The sequence below is a fragment of the Pseudomonas sp. YL2 genome (genome assembly GCF_023063025.1).
Classification (GTDB): domain Bacteria; phylum Pseudomonadota; class Gammaproteobacteria; order Pseudomonadales; family Pseudomonadaceae; genus Aquipseudomonas; species Aquipseudomonas putida_A.
In genome coordinates this window covers 43352-68458 of sequence record NZ_JAJSLU010000022.1, presented here as the reverse complement: position 1 = coordinate 68458, position 25107 = coordinate 43352, and the positions used below count along the sequence as shown (strand labels likewise).

General features: G+C 61.2%; 22 protein-coding genes. 10 read left to right on the top strand and 12 right to left on the bottom strand.

Annotated elements, in window-relative coordinates:
• Positions 1 to 155 precede the first annotated feature (155 nt).
• The 3 genes from LVD08_RS24815 to LVD08_RS24805 form a co-directional block, all read right to left on the bottom strand.
• Complete coding sequence (locus tag LVD08_RS24815) at positions 156 to 926, bottom strand: MetQ/NlpA family ABC transporter substrate-binding protein (protein WP_223007090.1); 771 nt, start codon at positions 924 to 926, stop codon at positions 156 to 158.
• 77 nt (positions 927 to 1003) lie between these two features.
• Positions 1004 to 1678: a methionine ABC transporter permease gene (locus LVD08_RS24810; RefSeq protein WP_027610229.1), complete on the bottom strand. Its 675-nt coding sequence runs from the start codon at positions 1676 to 1678 to the stop codon at positions 1004 to 1006.
• Positions 1678 to 2685 (bottom strand): methionine ABC transporter ATP-binding protein, encoded by a 1008-nt coding sequence (locus LVD08_RS24805; RefSeq protein ID WP_027610230.1) that lies wholly within the window; start codon positions 2683 to 2685, stop codon positions 1678 to 1680. The genes LVD08_RS24810 and LVD08_RS24805 overlap by 1 nt, the downstream gene beginning before the upstream one ends.
• A gap of 260 nt (positions 2686 to 2945) precedes the next feature.
• On the opposite strand from LVD08_RS24805, the gene katE reads away from it, so the two are divergent.
• Positions 2946 to 5087, top strand: a complete 2142-nt coding sequence (gene katE, locus LVD08_RS24800) for a catalase HPII (protein WP_098966480.1) — start codon at positions 2946 to 2948, stop codon at positions 5085 to 5087.
• Positions 5088 to 5178: 91 nt separating this feature from the next.
• Here the strand turns inward: katE and LVD08_RS24795 are convergent, their stop codons facing one another.
• From LVD08_RS24795 to LVD08_RS24780, 4 genes are read right to left on the bottom strand one after another with little or no spacing between them, the layout of a single operon-like run.
• Entirely contained in the window at positions 5179 to 5892 is a 714-nt protein-coding gene (locus tag LVD08_RS24795) for a PA5502 family lipoprotein (RefSeq protein WP_247269484.1), read from the bottom strand.
• 37 nt (positions 5893 to 5929) lie between these two features.
• Entirely contained in the window at positions 5930 to 6718 is a 789-nt protein-coding gene (gene znuB, locus LVD08_RS24790) for a zinc ABC transporter permease subunit ZnuB (RefSeq protein WP_247269483.1), read from the bottom strand.
• Positions 6711 to 7496 carry a zinc ABC transporter ATP-binding protein ZnuC gene (gene znuC / locus LVD08_RS24785; protein WP_247269482.1) on the bottom strand — a complete coding sequence of 262 codons (786 nt, stop codon included), beginning with the start codon at positions 7494 to 7496 and terminating at the stop codon, positions 6711 to 6713. The genes znuB and znuC overlap by 8 nt, the downstream gene beginning before the upstream one ends.
• Positions 7496 to 7978 (bottom strand): Fur family transcriptional regulator, encoded by a 483-nt coding sequence (locus LVD08_RS24780; RefSeq protein WP_027610234.1) that lies wholly within the window; start codon positions 7976 to 7978, stop codon positions 7496 to 7498. The genes znuC and LVD08_RS24780 overlap by 1 nt, the downstream gene beginning before the upstream one ends.
• Positions 7979 to 8044: 66 nt before the next feature.
• On the opposite strand from LVD08_RS24780, the gene LVD08_RS24775 reads away from it, so the two are divergent.
• On the top strand, positions 8045 to 8965 hold the full coding sequence (locus LVD08_RS24775) for a zinc ABC transporter substrate-binding protein (protein ID WP_247269481.1): 921 nt from the start codon (positions 8045 to 8047) through the stop codon (positions 8963 to 8965).
• Between the two features lie 140 nt (positions 8966 to 9105).
• Here LVD08_RS24775 and LVD08_RS24770 read toward each other — a convergent pair whose 3' ends face one another.
• Positions 9106 to 10059 carry a homoserine kinase gene (locus tag LVD08_RS24770; RefSeq protein WP_247269480.1) on the bottom strand — a complete coding sequence of 318 codons (954 nt, stop codon included), beginning with the start codon at positions 10057 to 10059 and terminating at the stop codon, positions 9106 to 9108.
• A gap of 62 nt (positions 10060 to 10121) precedes the next feature.
• On the bottom strand, positions 10122 to 10418 hold the full coding sequence (locus LVD08_RS24765; RefSeq protein ID WP_007962757.1) for a DUF2782 domain-containing protein: 297 nt from the start codon (positions 10416 to 10418) through the stop codon (positions 10122 to 10124).
• A 74-nt stretch (positions 10419 to 10492) separates the two neighbouring features.
• Here LVD08_RS24765 and polA point away from each other — a divergent pair, with 74 nt between their 5' ends.
• Positions 10493 to 13297 carry a DNA polymerase I gene (gene polA / locus LVD08_RS24760; RefSeq protein ID WP_247269479.1) on the top strand — a complete coding sequence of 935 codons (2805 nt, stop codon included), beginning with the start codon at positions 10493 to 10495 and terminating at the stop codon, positions 13295 to 13297.
• 410 nt (positions 13298 to 13707) lie between these two features.
• On the opposite strand, the gene yihA is transcribed toward polA, so the two are convergent.
• The gene (gene yihA / locus LVD08_RS24755) at positions 13708 to 14358 is read right to left on the bottom strand and encodes a ribosome biogenesis GTP-binding protein YihA/YsxC (RefSeq protein ID WP_003220309.1); all 651 of its coding nucleotides are present in this window, start codon (positions 14356 to 14358) and stop codon (positions 13708 to 13710) included.
• Positions 14359 to 14549: 191 nt separating this feature from the next.
• Between yihA and LVD08_RS24750 the strand changes: the two genes are divergently transcribed.
• From LVD08_RS24750 to LVD08_RS24720, 7 genes are all read left to right on the top strand, one after another.
• Positions 14550 to 14855, top strand: coding sequence for a c-type cytochrome (locus tag LVD08_RS24750; RefSeq protein WP_027610239.1), 306 nt, complete (start codon positions 14550 to 14552; stop codon positions 14853 to 14855).
• 32 nt (positions 14856 to 14887) lie between these two features.
• Positions 14888 to 15499 (top strand): c-type cytochrome, encoded by a 612-nt coding sequence (locus LVD08_RS24745; RefSeq protein WP_103367995.1) that lies wholly within the window; start codon positions 14888 to 14890, stop codon positions 15497 to 15499.
• Between the two features lie 200 nt (positions 15500 to 15699).
• Positions 15700 to 16341, top strand: coding sequence for a thiol:disulfide interchange protein DsbA/DsbL (locus LVD08_RS24740; RefSeq protein WP_096797608.1), 642 nt, complete (start codon positions 15700 to 15702; stop codon positions 16339 to 16341).
• Between the two features lie 14 nt (positions 16342 to 16355).
• Positions 16356 to 17234 (top strand): endonuclease/exonuclease/phosphatase family protein, encoded by an 879-nt coding sequence (locus LVD08_RS24735; RefSeq protein ID WP_027610242.1) that lies wholly within the window; start codon positions 16356 to 16358, stop codon positions 17232 to 17234.
• Complete coding sequence (locus LVD08_RS24730) at positions 17231 to 19315, top strand: GGDEF domain-containing protein (RefSeq protein ID WP_247269478.1); 2085 nt, start codon at positions 17231 to 17233, stop codon at positions 19313 to 19315. The genes LVD08_RS24735 and LVD08_RS24730 overlap by 4 nt, the downstream gene beginning before the upstream one ends.
• A gap of 100 nt (positions 19316 to 19415) precedes the next feature.
• Positions 19416 to 20195 carry an N-acetylmuramoyl-L-alanine amidase gene (locus LVD08_RS24725; RefSeq protein WP_115988530.1) on the top strand — a complete coding sequence of 260 codons (780 nt, stop codon included), beginning with the start codon at positions 19416 to 19418 and terminating at the stop codon, positions 20193 to 20195.
• 76 nt (positions 20196 to 20271) lie between these two features.
• The gene (locus tag LVD08_RS24720) at positions 20272 to 21885 is read left to right on the top strand and encodes an EAL domain-containing protein (RefSeq protein WP_027610245.1); all 1614 of its coding nucleotides are present in this window, start codon (positions 20272 to 20274) and stop codon (positions 21883 to 21885) included.
• On the opposite strand, the gene LVD08_RS24715 is transcribed toward LVD08_RS24720, so the two are convergent.
• On the bottom strand, positions 21882 to 23672 hold the full coding sequence (locus tag LVD08_RS24715) for a KinB sensor domain-containing domain (protein ID WP_202369308.1): 1791 nt from the start codon (positions 23670 to 23672) through the stop codon (positions 21882 to 21884). The two genes, LVD08_RS24720 and LVD08_RS24715, sit on opposite strands and share 4 nt — an antisense overlap.
• Positions 23673 to 23682: 10 nt before the next feature.
• Positions 23683 to 25029: a sigma-54-dependent response regulator transcription factor AlgB gene (gene algB / locus LVD08_RS24710; RefSeq protein ID WP_027610247.1), complete on the bottom strand. Its 1347-nt coding sequence runs from the start codon at positions 25027 to 25029 to the stop codon at positions 23683 to 23685.
• Positions 25030 to 25107: the final 78 nt, after the last annotated feature.

Here is a 25107-nt window from a genome sequence, read left to right as displayed (position 1 = left end):
GGGGGGGGGCGGGGGAGGGAGGGGGGGGGAGAAAAAAAAAAATGGGGGCCCCCCCCCCCCCCCCTCGAGGCAAACCCCCCCCCCCACGGGGACGGTGTTCCGGGCACAAAAAAGGGGGCGCTCATGGCGCCCCCTTTTCGTTGCAGCGATCTAAATCAGAACGCCGGCAATACCGCGCCTTTGTACTTCTCGGTAATGAATTGCTTCACTTCCGGGCTGTGCAGCGCAGCAGCCAGTTTCTGCATCGCGGCGCTGTCCTTGTTGTCCGCACGGGATACGAGGATGTTGACGTACGGCGAGTCGTTGCCTTCGATCACCAGCGCATCCTTGGACGGATCGAGCTTGGCTTCCAGCGCGTAGTTGGTGTTGATCAGCGCCAGATCAACCTGGGTCAGCACGCGCGGGATGGTCGCGGCTTCCAGTTCACGGATTTTCAGGTCTTTCGGGTTCTGCGCGATGTCTTTCGGGGTCGACAGAATGTTGGTCGGATCCTTCAGGGTGATCAGGCCAGCCTTGGCCAGCAGCAACAGCGCACGGCCGCCGTTGGTGGCGTCGTTCGGGATCACCACGTTGGCGCCGCTTGGCAGGTCCTTCAGATCCTTGATCTTGTTCGAGTAGGCGCCCAGCGGCTCCAGATGCACGCCGGTCACCGCCACCAGGTTGGTGCCCTTGGCCTTGTTGAACTCATCAAGGTATGGCTGGTGCTGGAAGAAGTTGGCATCCAGGCGCTTTTCAGCCACCTGCACGTTCGGCTGAATGTAGTCGGTGAAGACCTTGACCTTCAGATCCACGCCTTCTTTGGCCAGGGCCGGCTTCACGAATTCGAGGATTTCCGCGTGCGGCACCGGGGTGGCGGCAACGGTCAGGGTTTCAGCGTGGGCCGAAAAAGCGGCTACGGCAGCGAAAGCAGCGATCAGTTTTTTCATTCAGCTAACTCCTTATGAGGCGCCCGTCTGGCGCCTGCCAGCGAATGGCCGGCTCATTTCTTGATTACAAAAACCGGTTATTTGCGCGAGAAATGCACGACCAGTCGGTCGCCGACCATTTGCAGCACTTGTACCAGTATCAGCAGCAACACCACGGTGACGATCATCACGTCAGTCTGGAAACGCTGGTAGCCGAAACGGATCGCCAGGTCACCCAGACCACCGGCGCCGACCACACCGGCCATTGCCGTGTAGGACACCAGAGTAATCGCGGTCACCGTAATCGCTGCGAAGATGCCCGGACGGGCCTCCGGCAGCAAGGCGTTCATGATGATCTGCCGGGTGGTCGCGCCCATCGACTGGGTGGCTTCGATGATGCCGCGATCGACTTCACGCAGCGCGGTTTCCACCAGACGCGCGAAGAACGGCGTCGCACCCACCACCAACGGCGGAATCGCACCGGCCACGCCCAGCGAAGTGCCGGTGATCAGCACGGTGAACGGAATCATCACGATCAGCAGAATGATGAACGGCAACGAACGCAGGATGTTCACCGCCAACGACATGAAGGCGTAGAGGCCACGGTTTTCCAGCAACTGACGCGGGCTGCAGAGGAACAGCAGCACACCCAACGGCAGGCCAAGCAATACGGTGAACAGCAGCGAACCACCGAGCATCAACATGGTGTCGCCAGTGGCCAGCCAGATTTCCAGCCAATCGATGTTTTCGAAGAAAGCCTTGAGCATTTCCATTAACGCAGCACCTCCATGTGAACGTCAGCGGCGGTGAAGCGGGCGAAAGCCGCTTCCATGTCGCCACCGGTGACGGCGAGGGTCAATTGCCCGTAAGGAATGTCTTTGATGCGGTCGATGCGACCGGCGAGGATGCTGTAGTCGACCCCGGTTTCCCGGGCAACGGTACCGAGCAACGGCGCGTAGGTCGCTTCGCCCTGGAAGGTCAGACGCACGATGCGGCCCGGCACATGAGCGAAGTCATCGCGCTGTTCGCTTTCGTCGATCTGCTCGCTTTCCTGGACGAAACGCTTGGTGGTCGGGTGCTGCGGATGCAGGAACACATCTGCCACCGAACCCTGCTCGACGATCACCCCGGCGTCCATCACCGCGACCTGATCGCAAACGCGACGGATCACGTCCATCTCGTGGGTGATCAGGACAATGGTCAGCTTCAGTTCACGATTGATCTCGGCCAGCAGTTGCAGAACCGACGCGGTGGTCTGCGGGTCGAGGGCGCTGGTGGCCTCGTCGCACAGCAGAATTTTCGGCTTGGTCGCCAGGGCGCGGGCGATGCCGACGCGCTGTTTCTGGCCGCCGGACAATTGTGCCGGGTACTTTTTGGCGTGATCGGACAGACCGACCCGGGCCAGCAACTCGGCGACGCGTTGATTGATTTCGCTGCTCGACAGTTCGCCGGCCAGGGTCAGCGGCAGCGCGACGTTGTCGGCCACGGTCTTGGAGGCGAGCAGGTTGAAGTGCTGGAAGATCATCCCGACCTGCTGGCGGAAACGGCGCAGGCCGTTGGCGTCCAGCGCGGTGACTTCTTCGCCGTCGACGATGATCTTGCCGCCGCTGGAATCTTCCAGGCGATTGATCAGACGCAGCAGGGTACTTTTTCCCGCACCGGAATGGCCGATCAGGCCGAAGACCTGACCGTTTTCAATCGAAAGACTGGTCGGGTGCAGGGCGGGGATGTCCTTACCGGCGACGCGGTAAGTTTTGTGGACGTTTTGAAACTCGATCACGTAGCGAACCTTGTGGGGCGCGTTAGAAAAGGATCAGCGGTTAGCCGGGCGCGCATTTTAGCCTGTCCGTATAGAGGTTCTTAGCATTTATTTCGCAATTAACCTTCGATTTGGCAATAACAAGATCAAAGGTCATAAAAAAGGAACGCCCGTTCCTGCTCATTGGTCACTAGATAAGCGACTTGAAACCCTGGGTAACCGTGCCCGGAAACGCTCAAGAGTCCCCGTCGAAACGGGGTCAACCGAGGAGTTTACGTCTGATGAGCAGCAAGAAACCTACGACCGACAAAAGCCAGCTGGCCGGAACCGATACCAAGGATCGCGCCAACACCAACGCCAAACTCGACAGCCTGGAGAAATTTCGCTCCGACGCTACCGGCCAGGCCCTGCGTACCAACCAAGGGGTGAAGGTCGCCGATAACCAGAACACCCTCAAGGCCGGCCCGCGCGGGCCGTCGTTGCTGGAAGACTTCATCATGCGTGAGAAAATCACGCACTTTGACCACGAACGCATTCCGGAGCGCATTGTTCACGCGCGCGGCACTGGCGCGCATGGTTTCTTTCAGGCCTACGAGAACCATTCGACACTGACCAAGGCCGGCTTCCTACAGGATCCGGGGAAAAAGACTCCGGTGTTCGTGCGTTTTTCCACGGTGCAGGGGCCGCGCGGTTCCGGTGACACCGTGCGCGACGTGCGCGGTTTCGCGGTGAAGTTCTTCACCGACGAGGGCAACTTCGATCTGGTCGGCAACAACATGCCAGTGTTCTTCATCCAGGACGCGATCAAGTTCCCCGACTTCGTCCATGCGGTGAAACCCGAGCCGCACAACGAAATCCCCACTGGCGGCTCGGCCCACGACACCTTCTGGGACTTCGTCTCGCTGGTACCGGAATCGGCGCACATGGTGATCTGGGCGATGTCCGACCGGGCAATCCCGAAAAGCCTGCGCAGCATGCAAGGCTTTGGCGTGCATACCTTCCGCCTGGTCAACGCCGAGGGCAAATCACGCTTCGTCAAATTCCACTGGCGCCCGACTGCCGGCACCTGTTCGCTAGTGTGGGACGAAGCGCAGAAGCTCGCCGGTAAAGACACCGACTACCACCGTCGCGATCTCTGGGAAGCCATCGAGATGGGCGACTACCCGGAATGGGAGCTGGGCGTACAGATCATCGAGGAGGAAAACGAACATGACTTCGATTTCGACATCCTCGACCCGACCAAGCTGATCCCCGAAGAAATCGTGCCGATCACCCCGCTGGGCAAGATGACCCTGAACCGCAACCCGGACAACTTCTTCGCCGAGACCGAGCAGGTCGCATTCTGCCCCGGCCACATCGTGCCCGGCATCGATTTCTCCAATGACCCGCTGCTGCAAGGCCGGCTGTTTTCCTACACCGATACGCAGATCAGCCGACTCGGTGGGCCGAACTTTCATGAGCTGCCGATCAACCGCCCGGTGGCGCCATTCCACAACGGCCAGCGCGACGCGCAGCACCGCACAGTGATCGACAAGGGGCGCGCGTCCTACGAGCCGAACTCGATTGATGGCGGCTGGCCGAAAGAGACTCCGCCAGCCGCGCAGGACGGCGGCTTCGAGAGCTACCCGGAACGCATCGATGCGAACAAGATCCGCCAGCGCAGCGAGTCGTTCAGCGATCACTTCTCGCAAGCGCGGCTGTTCTTCAACAGCATGAGTGAGCACGAGAAGGAGCACATCATTGCCGCCTACAGCTTCGAGCTGGGCAAGGTCGAACGCGAGTTTATCCGTGCACGGCAGGTGAATGAGATTCTCGCCAACATCGACCTGGAATTGGCCAAACGTGTGGCGGCCAACCTCGGATTGCCAGCGCCAAGCAAAGGCACGGTCGAGGTGCGTAAAACCTCGTTCGATCATTCGCCAGCGCTGAGTCAGGCGAATCTGCTGCCAGAGGACATCAAAACCCGAAAAGTGGCGATTCTTGCCGCTAACGGCGTCGATGGTGCAGCGATTGATGCGATGAAAAAGGCCTTGGAAGCAGAAGGTGCGCACGCCAAGCTGCTCGGCCCGACTTCGGCACCGGTGAAGACTGCCGACGGCAAAGCCCTGCCGGTGGACGCATCCATGGAAGGTATGCCTTCAGTGATCTTCGATGCGGTGTTCGTGCCGGGTGGTGCGGCCTCGATCAAGGCGTTGAGTGGCGACGGCGTGGCGCTGCATTACCTGCTGGAAGCCTACAAGCACCTCAAGGCGATTGCGCTGCACGGCGAGGCCAAGCAGTTGCAGGATCTACTGAAGCTGGAAGCGGATGCAGGACTGCTGCAGGGCAAGGATGTGCCGGGGTTGACCAAGCCGTTCTTTGCGGCGATCGGGCAGCATCGGGTCTGGGCGCGGGAGCCTAAGGCCAAGGCCATTCCAGCTTAAGTTCTTGGCTGGCTGAGAGGACGCTTTCGCGAGCAGGCTCGCTCCCGCGGGTTCACGCTGTACCTGTGGGAGCGAGCCTGCTCGCGAAGCTTTAGGGTTTGGCTGGAATCAGAACCATCTGCGCCGGCACCGTGCGCAGGATCTGCTTCTCGATCTGCAGCTCGAAATCCGGATTCAGTTTCTTCACGCGCTTGCTCAGCAACGTCGCCAGCCATGGGTAATCCTGGGTGCGCGGCGCCTGGATGCTCACGGCACACTCATAATTCACCACATCGGCGGCGATCGCGTCGAGTTGCCGGCGAAGCTTGCGGCTATCGTTAATGTTCAGCGCCACCGTGGTGCTTTCGGCAGTCGGATCGATGACCTTGGCTTTCGGCTTGGCTTCGGCCGCCAGCAGCGCCGCTTCGGCTTTCTCCAGCTCGGCCTTACGGGCTTCGGTGATGGCGCCGTTGACGCCACCGGTCAGCGCCGGGGCTTTGGGCATCAGAGCGCGGGCACGGCTCAGCGCAGTGGCTGCGGCGTTCACATCACCTTTCTGCAACACGATCTGGCTGCGGCGCAGGTAGGCCTCGGCCAACTGGCGCTGATATTGCTCCAGGGACTGATCGTTGGGGTTTTGTGCCTGCAACGCGGCCAACTGGTCTTCGGCGGTGGCCAGTTCGCTGCTGGCCAGGCTTTGCTCCAGCTGTGCGATGGCCGTGGCCCGCGCGTCGGGGGCTTCGGCCACCGGCGGCGTGCTTTGGCAGGCGCCCAGCAGCACGGAAAATGCGACAAGGAGCAGATAACGGGAGGCGAACGGCTTCATTCCTGCGACTCTCTAATTGCGCAAAAAGCGAGCAAGTCTACACCCCTCGACGGGGCAGAACAAAACTCAGCAGAAACAGTGCGGCCGCCGTCACAACGATCGACGGCCCCGCCGGGGTGTCCTTGAACCATGACGACGCCAGCCCGCCACATACGGCGAGCATACCCAGCAGGCTCGCGCCCACGGCCATCTGCTCCGGCGAGCGGGCGTGACGTTGTGCCGCAGCCGCCGGAATGATCAGCAGCGAAGTAATCAGCAACACACCGACGATTTTCATCGCCACCGCGATCACCACCGCAATCAACAGCATCAGCGCCATGCGCAGGCCCGCCACCGGCAGGCCTTCGACCTTGGCCAATTCCTCATGCACGGTGATCGCCAGCAGCGGCCGCCACAGCGTCACCAGCAACACCAGCACCGCCGCGCTGCCGCCGAGGATCCACGCCAGATCGGTCGGGCTGATCGCCAGCAGGTCGCCGAACAGATAGGCCATCAGGTCGATCCGCACTTCATGCATGAAGCTTAGTACCACCAGCCCGAGAGAGAGCGTGCTCGGTGCGAGAATTCCCAAAAGCGTGTCGGAGGCCAGCGGCTGACGCTGTTGCAAGGTCACCAGCAGCACCGCCAGCAGCAGGCAGCCGACGGTCACCGCAACGGTCGGGCTGACATCCAGCAGAAAGCCCAGGGCCACGCCGAGCAGCGCAGCGTGTGACAGGGTGTCGCCGAAGTAGGCCATGCGCCGCCAGACCACGAACGAACCCAACGGCCCGGCGACCAGCGCCAGCGCCAGACCTGCAAGCAGGGCATACAACAGAAAATCAGCCATGCTTGCAGTGGTCTCCGTGAACGTGGGTGTGGCCCGCAACGGGCGCCTTGACCACCGAACCGTGCAGGTCGTGGGCGTGGTCGTGATGGTGGTGATAGATCGCCAGGGTCGGCGCATTCTTGCCGAACAGCTCGACAAACGCCGGATCGCCGCTGACCTGCTCGGGATGCCCGGAGCAGCAGACGTGGCGATTCAGACAAACCACCTGATCAGTGGTACTCATCACCAGATGCAAATCGTGGGACACCATCAGCACGCCGCAGCCGTGACGGTCACGCAGGCGGGTGATCAGGCTGTATAGCTCGGCCTGCCCGGCGACATCGACGCCCTGCACCGGCTCATCCAGCACCAGCAGCTCCGGCTCGCGCAACAGCGCCCGAGCCAGCAGCACGCGCTGCATTTCACCGCCGGAAACACTTTGCACCGGGCTGTCGATGACATGTTCGGCGCCGACTTCCTTCAGCGCTGCCAGCGCACGCGGACGGTCTACGCCGGGCACCAGGCGCAGGAAGCGCAGTACCGACAGCGGCAAGGTCGGATCGACGTGCAGCTTTTGCGGCATGTAGCCAACGCGCAGTTTCGGCTTGCGCCAGACGCTGCCGCTGTCCGGCTTCAGCAGCCCGAGCACGGCGCGTACCAGGGTGGTCTTGCCGGCGCCATTGGGGCCGATCAGGGTGACGATCTGCCCCGGTTCGACGCTCAGCTCGATGTTGTCCAGCACGGTCTGCCCGGCAAAAGTGACGGCGACGTTCTCCAGACGGATCAACGGGTTGCTCATCAAGCCCCCTGGCAACCGGAGCACAGGCCGACCACTTCGACGGTCTGCGCTTCGACGATGAACCCGACATCCCTGGCGCTGTGGATGATCGCGTCGCTGATGGCTTTCTGTTCCAGCTCGATGGCGGCGTGGCAGTCGCGGCAGATCAGGAACTGGCCCTGATGCGCATGCTCGGGATGCACGCAACCGACGAAAGCGTTGAGCGAGGAGATGCGGTGCACCAGGCCGTTTTCCAAGAGGAAATCCAGCGCGCGGTACACGGTTGGCGGCGCGGCGCGGCGGCCGTCCTGCTCGCTGAGCACCGCCAGAATGTCGTAGGCGCCCAGCGGCTTGTGGCTCTGCCACACCAGCTCCAGCACCCGCCGGCGCAACGCAGTCAGGCGCAGGCCTTTCTGGGCGCACAAGGTATCGGCCTCGGTCAGTGCGCTGTGCACGCAATGAGAGTGGTCGTGGGGACGGCTGGCAATCGGTGTAATAGGCATGGGCGGCGACGCGTTTTGATAGAGACGTTATTATGTTACCCGTTCTCGCCTCCTTGAGTGGTCATCGTGTCCCGACTTTTTTCTGTTTTTGTGGCGTTTATCGCCAGTTTTCTGCTGATCGGTTCGGCTCAGGCCGAGGTCAGGGTTCTCACCAGCATCAAACCGCTGCAGTTGATTGCCGCGGCGGTGCAGGACGGGATCGCCATTCCGGAAGTGCTGCTGCCACCGGGTGCCTCGCCGCACAATTACGCCCTGCGCCCGTCCGACGTACGCAAGGTGCAATCGGTGGATCTGCTGTACTGGATCGGCCCGGATATGGAAGGTTTCCTGCCGCGCGTGCTGAACGGTCGTACGCTGCCGAGCGTCGCCGTGCAGGACCTGCCGGGCATGAAGTTGCGCCGCTTTGCCGAAGACAGCCACTCCCACGCCGAAGATGCCGACGAGCATGATCACGATCATCGCCCGGGCACGCTGGACGCGCATTTGTGGCTATCGCCGGTCAATGCTCGGGTGATTGCCGACAGGATGGCGGCTGATTTGAGCGCTGCCGACCCAGCCAACGCCGAGCGCTACCAGAGCAACGCCAAGGCCTTCGACGAGCGTCTTGATGCGCTCGATGCGCGCCTGAAAAAACGTCTGACCAGCGTTGAAGGCAAACCGTACTTCGTGTTCCACGAAGCGTTCGATTACTTCGAAGACGCTTACGGCCTGAAGCACACCGGGGTATTCAGTGTGGCAGCGGAAGTGCAGCCCGGCGCGCAGCATGTGGCGGCAATGCGCAAACGCCTGCAGGAAGTCGGCAAGACCTGTGTGTTCAGCGAACCGCCGCTGCGTCCACGCCTGGCGGAAACCCTGGTGGCGGGCCTGCCGGTGAAGCTGGCGGAACTGGATGCGTTGGGCGGCTATACACCGGCGACAGCTCAGGGGTATGAGCAGGTGCTGGAAAAGCTGGGCAACGATTTGGCCGGGTGCCTGGAATCGTTGTAAACCCCAACTTCTGCTCGCGAAAGCGGTGGGCATTCAACATAGATGCTGAATTTGCCGGCCCATTCGCGAGCAAGCCCGCTCCCACATGGACATTTGTCGTTCGCAAATCCAATGTGGGAGCGAGCCTGCTCGCGAAGCTTTTAAAGGGCGAAAGGTAGCTGTGTATGTACCTGCTGCCGCTGCGCCAAGCGCTGCTCGAACTCCCGCGGATCGTGAATCAGCACGTCCTGCCCGGCAAACTGCTCGGCGGCGATCAACCGCGACAGCCAGAACCGCACACAGGCCACACGCAGCAGGGTCGGCCATAGCTCCGCTTCAGCGGCAGTGAACGGACGCAGCGCCGCATAGGCGCCGAGGAATGCGCGGGCACGCGGCCCGTCAATCAAGCCTTCCTCGTCCGAACACCAGTCGTTCAAGGCAATCGCCACGTCATAGAGCATCGGCCCCGAACAGGCGTTGTAGAAGTCGATCAAGCCGGTCAGGTGCGTCCCTTCGAACATCGCGTTATCGCGGAACAGATCCGCATGAATGTTGGCCCGTGGCAGCGCGAGGATTCTTTCTTTCTGCACAGTGATTTCATCCAGCGCCTTGCGCAGCAGCACACGCGGCTCGTCCGCCAGATGCGAGAGAAACTCGGTGCCCTCCTCCAGCATCCAGTCCAGGCCACGATCGGTCTTGCGCTTGATCATGCGCTCGCCCTGGGTCGCCAGGTGCAGATGCGCCTGCAACTCGCCGACCTGCGCGCAATGCTGGGCGTTGGCAACTTTGATGTGCTTGCCGGACAGTCGCGGCTGGAGCAATGCCGGTTTACCCTTCAGTTCACGCAGGGCCACGCCGTCAGTGGTACGCAGCGCGTAGGGCACCGGCAGCTCGGCCTCGTGCAGCACGTCGAGCAGGTCGATGAAAAACGGCATTTCCTGCACCGGGCCGCGCTCGACCAGGGTCAGGACGAACTCGCCCTGTTCCAGGCTGATAAAGAAATTGGTGTTTTCGCTGCCGGCGGCGATCCCCTGGAAATCAAGCAGACGGCCGAGCCCGTAAGGGGCGAGAAAGGTTTCCAGCTCGGGCCGAGCCAGGGGGGTGAACACAGACATGGTTAAAAACTGCTCAGTTCGGGCGCCGCGATCAAGCGGCGCCGATTAAAAAGTCAGGAATCTTACTTCCAGGTAAAGATTTCCCACGACGGAATCAGCATATCCGGCTGGTCGGAACGGATGTAGTTCACGTCCGAACCATCGGCGCGCACCAGAAAATACGGTTTGCCGCCCTTCGGCGTGACCTTGATCGCATACACAAAGCCACTGCGGCTGTATTCCTGAATGACCTTGTCGCCTTCGGTGTGCGTGTTAATGGTAACTTCCGGCTCCTTTGACGGCGCATCATCCGCCGCCATCGCGGCCAATGGTGAGGCAGCAATCAAACCGACCAGCAGCAAGCGATTTAACGTACGCATGATAACCTTGTCCCTTTGTCGTCAACGGTCCCGCTATTCTAGCGCCGGGCCCGCCGAAAAGGTTGATTCTGCTCATGAGCCAAGCCCCCCTCGTCCTGGTGGACGGTTCGTCTTACCTGTACCGCGCTTTCCACGCCCTGCCACCGCTGACCACCTCCAAAGGCCTGCCGACCGGCGCGGTCAAAGGTGTGCTGAACATGCTCAAAAGTCTGCGCAAGCAGTACCCGGACAGCCCGTTCGCCGTGGTCTTCGACGCCAAGGGCGGGACGTTTCGCGATGAGATGTACGCCGAATACAAGGCCAACCGCCCAAGCATGCCCGACGACATGCGCGTGCAGATCGAGCCGCTGCACCAGAGCGTGATCGCCCTCGGCTTCCCGCTGCTGTGCGTGGAAGGCGTCGAGGCTGACGACGTGATCGGCACCCTGGCACGCAGCAGCGCGGCGGCGGATCGTCCGGTGATCATCTCCACCGGCGACAAGGACATGGCGCAACTGGTCGATGGCCACATTACCTTGGTCAACACCATGTCCGGTAGCTCGATGGACGTGGAGGGCGTGAAGGAGAAATTCGGCGTCGCACCCGAGCAGATCATCGATTATCTGGCACTGATGGGCGATTCTTCCGACAACATTCCGGGGGTTCCCGGCATCGGTCCAAAGACCGCCTCCGGCCTGCTGGTCGGTGTCAACGGCGGCCTGACCGAGCTGTACGCGAATCTCGACATCGTCCCGACCCTGCCGATTCGCGGCGCGAAAACCCTGCCGGCCAAGCTTGAAGAGCACAAGGAAATGGCTTTCCTCTCCTATCAACTGGCGACCATCAAAATCGACGTGCCACTGGACATCGGCCTCGATGATCTGCAGATGGGCGCGGAAGACCCGGCCAAGCTCTACGAGCTGTACACCTTGCTGGAATTCAAGAGCTGGCTGAATGATCTGGATCGTGACGCCAAGCGCCAGGAACTGAGCGCCGCCGCCGAACCTGCGCCGGCTGGTGATCTGTTCAGCGCCACCGCAGAAGAAGCCCCTGCCGCTCCAACCGAAGCAGCGTATGAAACCATCCTTGATCAGGCGCGTTTCGACGTCTGGCTGGAGAAACTGAACAACGCCAAGCTGTTCGCTTTCGACACCGAAACCACCGGCATCGACGCGCAACAGGCGCAACTGGTCGGCCTGTCGTTCGCGGTGCAAGCCAACGAAGCGGCGTACATTCCGCTGACCCACTCCTACATCGGCGTGCCCGAGCAGCTGGATCGCGACACGGTGCTGCGCGCGCTGAAGCCGATTCTGGAAGACCCGAACAAACTCAAGGTCGGCCAGCACGCCAAGTTCGACATGAACATTCTGGCCAACTGCGCCATCGGCGGTGATCAGAACGAAGGCATCACCGTGCGCAGCATCGCTTTCGACACCATGCTTGAGTCCTACGTGCTCAATTCCACCGCCACCCGCCACGACATGGACAGCCTCGCGCAGAAGTACCTGGATCACACCACCGTGAGCTTCCAGGACATCGCCGGCAAAGGCGCCAAGCAGCTGACCTTCGACCAGATCGCTCTGGAGCAGGCCGGCCCGTACGCCGCCGAAGACGCCGACATTACCCTGCGCCTGCATCAGACCCTGTTTGAAAAACTCAGCGCAATCCCGAGCCTGGCCAGCGTGCTGACTGACATCGAGATTCCGCTGGTGCCGGTGCTGGCGCGCATCGAGCGTCAGGGCGCGTTCGTCGATGCTGAACTGCTCGGCATCCAGAGCATCGAACTGGGCAACAAGATGGTCGCGCTGGAGCGCGAAGCGTTCGAGATCGCCGGCGAAGAATTCAACCTCGGCTCGCCGAAGCAGTTGGGCGTGATCCTCTACGAAAAACTCGGCCTGCCGGTACTAAAGAAAACCGCCAAGGGCCAGCCATCGACCGCCGAGGAAGTGCTGGCAAAACTGGCTGAGGACGATCACCGCTTGCCGAAAGTGCTGATGGAACACCGTTCCATGAGCAAGCTGAAAAGCACCTACACCGATCGCCTGCCGGAGCAGATCAACCCGCGCACCGGGCGTATCCACACCTCGTATCACCAGGCCGTAGCATCGACCGGGCGCTTGTCTTCCAGCGATCCGAACCTGCAGAACATTCCGGTTCGTACCGCTGAAGGACGGCGTATCCGTCAGGCCTTCGTCGCGCCCAAAGGCTACAAACTGCTGGCAGCGGACTATTCGCAGATCGAACTGCGGATCATGGCCCACTTGTCCAAGGACGAAGGCTTGATGAACGCCTTCCGCAACAATCTGGACGTGCACACCGCGACCGCCGCTGAAGTATTCAAGGTCGAGCTGAGCGACGTGACGTCCGACCAGCGCCGTGGCGCCAAGGCGATCAACTTCGGCCTGATCTACGGCATGGGCGCGCAGAAACTCGGCAAGGACATCGGCGTCGACACCAAGACCGCCAAGGCCTACATCGACACCTACTTCGCCCGCTACCCGGGTGTGCGCGAATACATGGAGCGCACCCGCAAGCAGGCAGCGGATCAGGGTTACGTCGAGACCTTCTTCGGTCGTCGTCTGTACCTGCCGGAAATCAACTCCAACAAGCCGCAGGAACGCGCTGCCGCCGAACGCACGGCGATCAACGCGCCGATGCAAGGCACCGCCGCCGACATCATCAAGAAAGCCATGGTGGCGGTGGATAACTGGCTGACATCGTCCGGGCTGGACGCCAGAGTCATCCTGCAGGTGCACGACGAACTGGTACTGGAGGTTCGCGAGGATCTGGTCGATCAGGTGAGTCAGGAAATCCGCCTGCACATGAGCGAAGCGGCGAAACTGGACGTGCCGTTGCTGGTGGAAGTTGGCGTCGGCAACAACTGGGATGAGGCGCACTGAGGCGTCTAGGCCGGGCGTTTGCCGCGACACACTGTCGCGGCAAACGCCCGAAAAGCGCTTATTTCGAATCGCGCTTGCGGTTATTCCAAAGCTTTTTGAAAAAAATCTGAACTAATCTGACAACTCACTACTCAGAGATACTGAATGGCTGGTGAAGCCCTTCGATGCTCCTATGTTGTGTTAAGTGTTGGCAGATATCTGAACCCCGCCCTAGCGGTTCGGAACTTGAACCCCGGAACTTCTCCCTCCCCATATGAAGTCCGGGGCTTTTTTTGCCCAAAAACTGCCTGTGGCGCAGCCAGACTGCGTTAAAAGCGCAGTTAAAAATGCTCATTTAGGTTCCCTAAACTCCGCTTTTTACCAGCGCTTTTGCCTTGCCTGGCAGCACCACAGACAGTTTTGAAATTCCCTTATTCTGCCTCGGTCGCCGCTTCGGCGCCCTTGTCCGCCAGTTCCATCCAGCCTGCCAACACAGTGTAGGCCTCTTCCAGCCCCATGCGCTTTGGCGCGGAGAACAGCTGGATTGTCACCAAATCGCCCCAACCCTTGCGGATTTCCGACTGCACCTTCAGCAGCGTGTTCTTGGCGGCGCCGTAGGTCAGCTTGTCGGCCTTGGTCAGCAGAATGTGCATCGGCATGCCGGCCGCAACGGCCCAGTCGAGCATCAGCAGGTCGAAGTCGGTCATTGGATGACGGATGTCCATCATCAGAATCAAACCCTTCAAACTCTCCCGGCCACCGAGGTACGCCTCGAGGTGACGCTGCCAGTGTTGCTTGAGCGGGATCGGTACTTTTGCATAACCGTAGCCCGGCAGGTCGACCAGACGCCGTTCATCGTCTAGCTTGAAGAAGTTCAACAGCTGTGTGCGACCCGGGGTTTTCGAGGTACGCGCCAGACTGGCGTGAGTCAGGGTGTTCAGTGCGCTGGATTTACCGGCGTTGGAACGACCGGCGAACGCCACTTCGAAGCCTTCGTCGTCAGGGCATTGATCGACTTTGGCGGCACTGAGCATGAACGTGGACTGTTGGCACAGGCCGAGGATGGGATTCTTGAGTTGCATGGGATTTCCGATGTGGGCGGCGCCGGGATTGGGCGCGGAACGCGGTGTCGCTTCCGTTTCAGTGACGCCAGTATATAATGCCGCAGATTTTGTGTGTGCTTTGTCCCAGCGAAGGATGAAGTTCATGAGAGCCAAAGACCTTGATTGCGCATCAGAACGCAGAACGCTCTCAACCCTGAAAAGGTCGTTTTATGACGAAATGGCTGCTGGCTGCCGGAGTCCTGATACCGCTTTGCGGCGCACAGGCTACACAGGAACCGGAAGCCGTGTACAACCGTGTTTGTGGTGCCTGTCATTCCGGCCAACTACCCATGGCGCCCGCAAGAGGCGATCAGGCAGCTTGGACGCCGAGGTTGGCGAAAGGTATGGAGACGCTGGTGCAACACGTGACCCAGGGTTTCAAGGCGATGCCGCCGCGTGGTTTGTGCATGGACTGCAGTGCCGAGGATTACCAGGCCATCATCCTTTGGATGAGCGAGAGTAAGCCCGGTCCATAACTCTTAACCCTTAGCCGTAGTTGGATTAGCTGATGAACAAATTGATCGTGAGTCTGCTGTTGACCGTGGGAATTTCAGGCTTCGCCCATGCTGCCGGTGATGCCGCCGCCGGCCAGGCGAAAGCTGCCGTCTGCGGAGCCTGCCATGGCCCGGACGGGAACAGCATGGCGCCAAACTTCCCGAAACTGGCAGGTCAGGGTGAACGCTACCTCGACAAGCAGTTGCACGATATCAAGTCGGGCAAGCGCCAGGTTCTGGAAATGACCGGCCTGCTGACCAACCTGAGCGATCAGGATCTGGCTGACATTGCTGCTTACTTCGCCAGCCAGAAAGGCAGCGTCGGTGCCGCTGATCCGAAGATCGTGGCTCGTGGTGAGGCGCTGTTCCGCGGCGGTAATCTGGAAAAAGGCCTGCCAGCCTGCACCGGCTGCCACTCGCCGAACGGTGCCGGCAACGCTGCTGCAGGTTTCCCGCACCTGGGTGGCCAACATGCTCAATACATCACCAAACAGCTGACCGACTTCCGCAAGGAAGAAGGTGGTCGCGCCAACGACGGCGACGCGATGACCATGCGCACCATCGCGCGCAAACTGAGCGACGAAGACATTGCCGCAGTCTCCAGCTACATCCAGGGCCTGCACTAACCGCCCTGAATCGAGCGTTAACGGTGATGGACATCTCCTGCAACGTTAACGCTCGATTAATCCGTCGCAGCAAGTATAAAAAGGGTGGCTTTGGCCGCCCTTTTTTGTGGCCGCTGCCGTTACACTACAGAACTCATGCCCGCCAGGATCTGTCTGAAAACAGGTCGCGCGAGGCGACCAAAATTGTCCAGGAGTAAAGCATGCGTAATCTGATCATCAGCGCCGCTCTCGTCGCTGCCAGCCTGTTCGGCGTGACCGCCCAGGCCGCCGAAGCACCCGCTGCCCCTTATGTCGAACTGGCCAACCCGGTGCCAGTGGCAGAGCCTGGCAAGATCGAAGTCGTGGAGCTGTTCTGGTACGGCTGCCCGCATTGCTACGCGTTCGAGCCGGTGATCAATCCCTGGGTTGAAAAACTGCCGTCCGACGTCAACTTCGTACGCATTCCTGCCATGTTCGGCGGCCCGTGGGACGCTCACGGCCAAATGTTCCTGACCCTGGAAGCAATGGGCGTCGAGCACAAGGTTCACGCTGCGGTTTTCGAAGCAATTCAGAAACAACACAAGAAGCTGATCGACAAGAACGATATGGCTGATTTCCTCGCCACTCAGGGCGTGGACAAGGACAAGTTCCTCGCCACCTTTGACTCGTTCGCGATCAAAGGTCAGATCGTCAAAGCGCGTGAGCTGGCCAAGAAGTATGAAATCACTGGCGTGCCAACCATGATCGTCAACGGCAAGTACCGCTTCGACATCGGCTCTGCCGGTGGTGCCGAGCAAGCCCTGAAACTGGCTGATCAACTGGTCGCCAAAGAGCGAGCGGCCAACAAGGCAGCCGCCAACTAAGCGCGGTAACCGCCATGCGCCGCTGGGGCACCGAACGCAGCGTTGGCCTGCATGATCCGCAGGTCAACGAGCATCACCTGGAGTCCACGGGCCTGCCCGCAGACCATCGTCTGCGCTTGCTCAGTTTCAATATCCAGGTCGGCATCAGCACCGAGCGCTATCGGCATTATCTGACCCGCAGCTGGCAGCACCTGCTGCCGCACACCGGGCGCTCAGGCAATCTGCAGAAGATCGGTGACCTGCTTGGCGACTTCGATCTGGTCGCCCTGCAGGAAGCCGATGGCGGCAGTCTGCGCTCAGGCTACGTCAATCAAGTCGAACATCTGGCCCACCTCGGCGCCTTCCCCTACTGGTATCAACAACTCAATCGCAACCTAGGCCGACTGGCCCAGCACAGCAATGGCGTGCTCAGTCGCCTGAAGCCGTGGGCGATCGAAGATCATCCGCTGCCCGGCCCCAAAGGTCGCGGCGCGATCCTGCTGCGCTTCGGCGAAGGTCCGGAGGCGCTGGTGGTGGTGATGATGCATCTGGCGCTCGGCGCACGGGTGCGCAGCCTGCAACTGGCCTATATTCGTGACCTGATCAGTGGCTACAAGCACCAGATATTGATGGGCGACATGAACACCCATGCCAGTGATCTGCTACAACAGTCACCGTTACGCGATCTCGGCCTGCTGGCCCCGCAGATGCAAGCCACCTTTCCCAGTTGGCGGCCACAGCGATGCCTTGATCATATTTTGCTCAGCCCGACCCTGACCCTGGAAAAGGTCGAAGTGCTGGCCCAACCCATTTCCGATCACCTGCCGGTCGCGGTAGAGATTCGTCTGCCGGGTTCGCTCACGGCCGATGCATTGCCCGCGTTGAGTCCTGCCCCTCGCGGAACCCCTGAATGAGCGACGACGCCCAGCGCTGGAAAGAGAAGTACCTCAAAAGCATCGAACAACAGGACAAGCTCGAACGTCGCTGGGCCGCCCGGCTCGACTTGCTGCGCCGCGGTCTGGTGCGCAGCACGCTGGCCGCTGAAGGCACCGACAAGGTCGTTGATCAGTGCATGAAAGAAATGCGCGATGTGGTGCGCACCGACGACATGGACGCCGGCCTCGCCGCCCTGCTGCCGCGCCTGGAAAAAGCCGTGCTCGATTCCGAGCAACGTCGCGAAACCCGAATCGATCAGGTCAGCACCGCGCTTACCGCGCTGGTCACCCAGCTACAAGCGCTGCCGCTGCCCCGGGAAGTCGCCCAGCCGCTGAAGAAATTCGCCAAGCAACTCGACAGCCGGGTCGGTCAGGCGCGGGAAATGCCGCTGCTGCTGAGCGAACTCAGTGGTTTGCAGGGCAAGGCGTTGAGCCAGCTGGAAACGCCGCCCGAGCCCGACCGCCCGGGCTTTTTGCAGCGCCTGTTTGGCAGCCGTGACAGTGAAGGGGTGCCAGAGTCTTCGGATCAGCCTCAGGCGCCGACGCCGGCCAACGCTGAACCTGCACCTGCACCTGCACCTGCACCTGAGCCGGTACCCGCGCCAACCGCAGCGGTCGAGCCGATTCCGGCAGCACCCGTCACCGTAGCGGCCATCGCGCAACCACCAGAGGCCGAGCTTAAGCAAACGCCAGCAGTGCAGCCCGAGTCCGAATCACCTGTGTTCGCGTTCGTGCCTCCGGTCATTGCTGCCGAGCCGATCAGCGAACCCGTTGCTGTACCTGCACTACCAGCGGCCGAACCTGAAGCCGAACGGCCAACCACCCCGATCACGGCGCCAGCACCTGCTGCCGCGTTCAACCCCGACGAGTTGATCCACCCGGGCGACATCCCGGCACCGTTGCTCCTCGATAGTCTGCCCCTGCCCGAACCGATTGCCCAGGCTTTGGCCGCCATTGATCCGGAGCAACCCGAGCAGGACATTCTGTACGCCCTGCCCGATTCCCCGGAGCCGTCTTACAGTTCAGTGGCCAAACACATCGAAGACACGCTGATCGGGCTGCTCGACGACCTGACCTTGCCCGAGCGCCATCGCCCGCAGGCTGAGGCGATGCGCGACCGGTTGAAAAATGGCCTGAACTGGTACGAACTGCTGCCGATTCTCGACGATCTGGCGACCTTGATGCTGGCGATCACCGACAGCGGCCAGCACGAATTCGAAGCCTATCTGCAGCAACTCAACGAGCGCCTCGAAGCGTTCCAGAGCAACCTGCAGGCCGCCAGCGATGGCCACGCCGACAACAGCTCGGCGGCGCGGGCGATGGACACGCAGATCCGCGAGCAGGTCGATGGTTTGCAGACCAGCATGCAGGAAGCGGCCGATCTGGATGACCTCAAGCAAGTGCTGGAGAACCATCTGGAAGGCCTGCTCGGCACCATGGATCAACACCAGAAACAACGCGACGCCCGCGAGCAGGAAGTGGCGGCACGCCTCAAGGGTCTGGCCGAGCGTGTGGCGCACATGGAGCAGGAAGCCCTGGGCTTTCGCGAACACCTGGAAGAACAGCGGCAGAAAGCCCTGATCGATCCGCTGACCGGCCTGCCCAACCGCGCCGCCTGGAGCGAACGCCTGGAACACGAGATCAAGCAGTGGCAGCAACACGGCAACACCTTGAGTCTGGCGATGCTCGACCTCGATCATTTCAAGCGCATCAACGACAACTACGGCCATCTGGCCGGCGACAAGGTGCTGAAGATCATCGCCACAGTGCTGCGCAAACGCCTGCGCGCAGCGGATTTCATTGCCCGTTTTGGTGGTGAGGAATTCGTTCTGCTGCTGCCGGCGACCACGCCTGCGGTGGGCGCCAAACTGCTGGAGACCCTGCGCGCGGCGATCGAAGCCTGCCCGTTTCACTTCAAGGGCGAACGGGTGACGATCACCATCTCCATGGGCCTGGCGTCGTTCAGGATGGGAGAACACAGCGATCTGGTGCTCAAAAGAGCCGATCAGGCGTTGTACCGCGCAAAAAACGGCGGGCGCAACCGGGTCGAGCTGGGCTGAGCAATTGTTCCATTTTGTTTAATTCAGCCCGCCGGCCGTCGAGACCCGAGGCAGTACGTTACACTGTTGCATTACTGTCTTGCGTGTACTGCCTTCTGCCATGAAATTTTTTGCCCTCCTCGCGTCGCTGCTCGTTCTGGCCGGTTGTGCCAGCGGCCCGCGTTACGACACCAGCCATCCTTCGGCCAATCACGACAGCCGCGTGCAGTTCGTGATCGTGCATTACACCTCGGCGTCCCTCGCGCGTTCGCTGCAACTGCTGACCCACGGCGAAGTCAGCAGCCACTACCTGATCGGCGACGACAAGGGCGGCACCATCTACAAGCTGATGGATGAAAACCAGCGCGCCTGGCACGCCGGGGAAAGCCAATGGCAGGGCCGCACCTGGCTCAACTCCAGCTCGATCGGTATCGAGATCGTCAATCCGGGCTTCAAGGACACGCCGACCGGGCGCCTGTGGTTCCCTTATAGCGAAGCGCAGATTCAGTCGCTGATTGTTCTGCTCAAGGACATCAGTCAGCGCCAGGGCATCAGCCCGCGCCATATCATCGGCCACAGCGACATCGCGCCCCTGCGCAAACTCGACCCCGGCCCACTGTTCCCATGGAAACGTCTGGCCGCCGAAGGCTTGGGCGTATGGCCTAACGAACAAGCGGTGGCGCGGCAGCAGGTGCTGTTCAACGCCGAATTGCCGAGCATCAGTTGGTTCCAGGAACAACTGGCGCGCGTCGGTTACGACACCCCGCAAACCGGCGAGCTGGATGTAGCGACGCGCCATGTGCTCGCAGCGTTCCAGATGCATTTCCGCCCTTCCCGTTTCGACGGTATGCCGGACGCGCAAACAGCCGCGTTGTTGCTGGTACTCAATCAGACAAAATAATGACGCCCGCCCGACGGTCAGGGCGAAATCGAAATCAGCAGCTATAACTCATTGGTAATTCTTCGGATATTCCATGATGGTTGCTACCCGAGCGACGCTGCGTAGCTGGTTTTATCGCCCGTGGTTTTTGGCGATGATCGCGGCTGTCCTCAGTGCAAGCCTGCTGATCGCCGGCGGAATGTTCGTCGCCATGCGCCAGATCGAGCAGAACGAAAGCCAGGAGATGAACGCCCAGGGCGAGCGCTTTCTGGCCCGCCTTGAGCAGCTGTTCGGGCAATTGCGCGAAAGTCTCGACGACCTTCAGGCGCAGCCGTTGCGCAGTTGCGATGAGGAAATGATCGCCACCCTGCAACAGGTCACGTTCAACTATCGCTTCGTCTATGAAGCGGCCTACATGGACGGCTCGCGGATCTGCTCCAACCGCCCCCGGCAGGAGGGACTGTCGGTCGTCCGCGCGCCGGACATCAAGGGCCCGACTTACAGCTACTGGCTCAACACCACCACCGAACCCGATGAAAACCGCGCGGCGCTGATGCTCGGGCGCGGCAACTTCCGTGTGGCGACATCGCGCGGGCATTTGACCGACATGGTCGACTTGCCACCGGACAGCAGCCTGCTGGTGGTACTCGATCATGGCAGGCGAGCGATTCCGGTACTCGGCACAGCCCAGACCTGGCCACCAAGCGAAACCTGGCCACCGAAGAGCCGCGAGGCCCTGCAAGTCACCCAGTCACGGCTGATCTACCGCATGCCAACCAACAATCCGGAATATCAGTTGGTGCTGATCACCCCGCGCAGTGGCATGCACATCCCGACCGTCTGGTGGTGGATGGTGCCGGCCTGCCTGCTGCTGGGGGCGTTTGCCGGTTTCTTCGTGTTTCTGCTGGTGCGCCAGCGCCAGTCACTGGACGCCGAACTCCAGGGCGCGATACGACGGGGCGAGCTGCAAGTGCTGTATCAACCGATATTCGACCTCGACAGCCGCAATTGCGTGGGCGCCGAAGCCCTGCTGCGCTGGCGCCGCCCGGACGGCACCCTGACCAGCCCCGACCTGTTCATTCCATTGGCGGAAAACACCGGGCAGATTCGGCAGATGACCGATTTCGTCCTGCAGCGGCTGCTGGAACAATTGGGACCAGTGCTGCGCGCCAATCCGCAGCTGTACATCTCGGTCAACCTTGCGGCGTGCGACGTGATGGTGCCGCGCATCGGTCAAGTCATGGCCAGGCTGTTGACCCTGCACCGGGTTGCGGCGCGGCAGATCGCCTTCGAAGTCACTGAGCGCGGGCTGATCGATGTGGTGGTGGCGCGGGAGAACCTGCAAGCCTTGCGCGATGTCGGCCATCAAGTGTTGATCGACGATTTCGGTACCGGTTATTGCAGCCTCGCCTACCTGCAAACGTTGCCGGTGGACTGCCTGAAAATCGACAAGGCCTTCATCGACGCACTCGGTCATGACGCGGCCAGCAGTGGCGTTGCTCCGCACATCATTCACATGGCGCAGGCACTGGATCTGAAGGTGATTGCCGAGGGCATCGAGCACGAAGCGCAAGCCGTGTTTCTCAGCAGCGAGGGGGTCAAGTTCGGTCAGGGCTGGCTGTTCGCCCAGGCCTTGAGTGCGGTGCAGTTCATTGAACTGATCACCCGTGGACGGCGCCTTGCCGGACGCCGACTGGATGACGAAGCCTAGACCGCCAGCGCCATGTAGAACTGCGTGCCCTGCCCCGGCCGCGAATAGACGCCCATCCGCCCGCCATGCAACTGCACAATTTCCTTGCACAGCGCCAGGCCAAGGCCGGCGCCACCCTTCTTGCGCCCGACCTGGACGAACGGTTCGAAAATCCGCCCCTGCTGCCCGTAGGCAATGCCTTCGCCGTTGTCCTCGACGCTGATGATTACCCGCTCGCCATGCCGACGCGCCTGCAGGCGAATCTGCCCGTCGCGGGCGGTATGGCGCAGGGCGTTATCGATCAGGTTATCCAGTACCCGGTCCAGTTGCGCCTGATCGGCTTGCAGGCGCGGCAACGGCCCCTGCACTTCGACGTTCAACGCAATGCCTTTGGCCGCCGCCGCATCCGCGAACCGCGACTGCGCCTGCTCCAGCAAATCTTCGATGGAACACGGCGCCAGGGTAAGTTTCTGCAAACCGTTCTGATAGCGCGAGAAGTTGAGCAAGTCGTTGATCAACTGCATCAAGCGCTGCATCTCTTCGTTGACCGTGTCGAGCAGGTCCGCCTCGCGTGACTCCGGGGGAAACTTCGCCCGCTCGCGAAACAGCCCGAACGCCATGTGCATGCCGGTGACCGGCGTGCGCAGCTCATGGGAGGCACGCAGCACGAACTCGCTGCGTACGCGCTCGAAAGCACGCTGTTCGGTGACGTCGTGTAGCACCATCACCGCGCCAAGAATATGCCCCTGGGTGTGGCTGACCGGCGTCAGGCTGTAAGTCAGCAGACGTGATTCGCCATCGACCTCGATGCTCAAATCTTCCGGAGCACGCTCAAGGGTGCCGCCGCGCAACACCAGTTGCAGTTGTGCGTCGAGTTCCGGGCGCTCCAGCGCTGTGCCCAAGCCCTGACCGAGTCGATCACTGTCCCAGCCCAACTGGCGCTGGGCCACTGGATTGAGGTGCTCCAGATGCCCTTCGCGATCAATCATCAGCAAGCCGTCGTCGATGCTGTCGAGCACCGCTTGCAAGCGTTGCTGACCGGCCAGCAGCTCGTCGACGTTGGTCGCCTGATGCTCGCGCAGCGCCTCGGCCATCAGCCCGAAGCGCTTGGTCAGCTGGTTCATTTCCATCGCCGAGGAAATCGGCAGCGTCACCTCGAAATTGCCTTGGCCGATGTTGTCCGCCGCTTGCGCCAGCGCCTCGATCGGTGCGCCGAAACGCCGGGCAATCGCATGCGCGGTGACAAAGCCGATGATCAGCACCGCCAGTCCCACCAACCCTAGCAGGCCGGAGACCAGCAGCGCCCTTTCCCGGGCGTCATGCTGCACGGCGTTGATGTTGTCCAGCGCATGCTTGTGCTCGGCAATCAAACCGTTGCGCAAGATGTTGAAGCGTTCTCTGAGGTCGCTGTTGCCGCTGAGCACATTGCCCGGATTACGCGACAGCTCGAACGCCTGGAGAAAACTCAGATAATCGGCCTTGGCCTGGGTAAACCCGTATTGGCGGCCATCGCCGTCGGCCTCCTGCGAAATGCCTTCATCCAGCAATTGCAGGTAATGCTGCTTTGACGCTTCGAACGCGGCGGGATCGGGTTTTTCGGCCAGCATCAGCACCAACTGGTCGCCGAGGGTCTGACGCAACTTGAGCCCCAGGTCGAGGGTCACGAAGTTGCTGCGGATCGTTGCTTCCTGAGTACCGGCCATCTGCATCACGCTGACCAGCCCGAGCAACAGCCCGAGCAAGGCGACCGTGATCAGCGCAGAAATGCTCAGGAACAAGCGAGTGCGCAACTTCATCGCCAGCTTCATCGTCGGGCGCTCACAGGTTGTACTGCTTGCGCTTGCGATACAGGGTCGACGCGTCGATGCCCAGGGTTTTCGCCGCCTGATCCAGCGTGCCTGCCGTCGCCAGCACCGCGCCGATGTGGGCTTTTTCCAGTTCATCGAGGCTCAGCGCGGCGCCGACTCGAGGTGCGTTGTTCGCCGGCTGCTCGGCCATGCCGAGGTGGCTGATTTCCACGCGTTCCTGCGGGCAGATGATGCTCGCCCGCTCCACTACGTTGCGCAGCTCGCGGATATTGCCCGGCCAGCGATAACCCAGCAGCGCCTCTCGCGCTTCGTCACTGAAGCCTCGGGCCGGGCGTGCGTACTCTTTTACGAAGCGCGCGAGGAAGCGGTCGGCAAGGGTCAGGATGTCCTCGGCACGTTCGCGCAATGGCGGCAGATGCAGGGTGATCACGTTGAGGCGATACAACAGGTCTTCACGGAAGCGCCCGTCGCGCACCATGTCTTCAAGGTTGAGGTTGGTCGCGGCGAGAATGCGCACATCGGCGCGGCGAGTCACTGGGTCCCCTACCCGCTCGTATTCCTTGTCCTGAATGAAACGCAGCAACTTGGGTTGCAATGTAAGTGGAAAATCGCCGATCTCGTCGAGAAACAGCGTGCCGCCGTCCGCCTGATTGACCCGACCCAAAGTGCTCTCACTGGCGCCGGTAAACGCACCACGACTGTGGCCGAACAGCTCGCTTTCCATGAGCTCGGCGGTCAACGACGGGCAGTTGATGGTCACGCAGGATTTCTTCTCGCGCTTGCTCCAACCATGAATGGCCCGGGCCAGTTCCCCTTTACCCGTGCCGGATTCGCCAAGGATAAGAATGTTGGCGTCGGTACCGGCGACCTGCCGCGCAGTTTCCAGCACCACTTTCATCGCCGGGCTGTGAGAGTCGAGGCCGTCCTTGGGTTTGCGGATCTCGCCTTCGAGGGCTTCCAGACGCGCCGAGAGCTGGCGCACTTCCAGCTGCTTGGCGGTAGCCAGACGCAACTGGTCGGGGCTGCACGGTTTGACCAGATAGTCGGCGGCGCCCGCCTGAATCGCGTCCACCGCAGTATCGACCGCCGAATGCGCGGTGACAATCACCACCCGCATCCATGGCGCCTGAACGCGCATCTGCGCCAGTACATCGAGACCGTTGTCTTCACCCAGACGCAAATCAAGGAAGCACAGGTCGAATACCTGGCGTTGCAACAGTGCATCAGCCTGAGCCGCGCTGTTGGCGGTGGCCACCGTATAACCTTCGTCTTCGAGGCAGTAACGAAAGGTTCGCAGGATGGCGGACTCGTCGTCCACCAGCAGAATGCGGCCTTGATGCTCAGTGGCAGATTCCATTTTTCCTACGCTCCATAGTGATTGATCTTGGGTTAGTCCCGGAAAAATCGGGCAAGTTGCATGGTTGATTCTGAACGA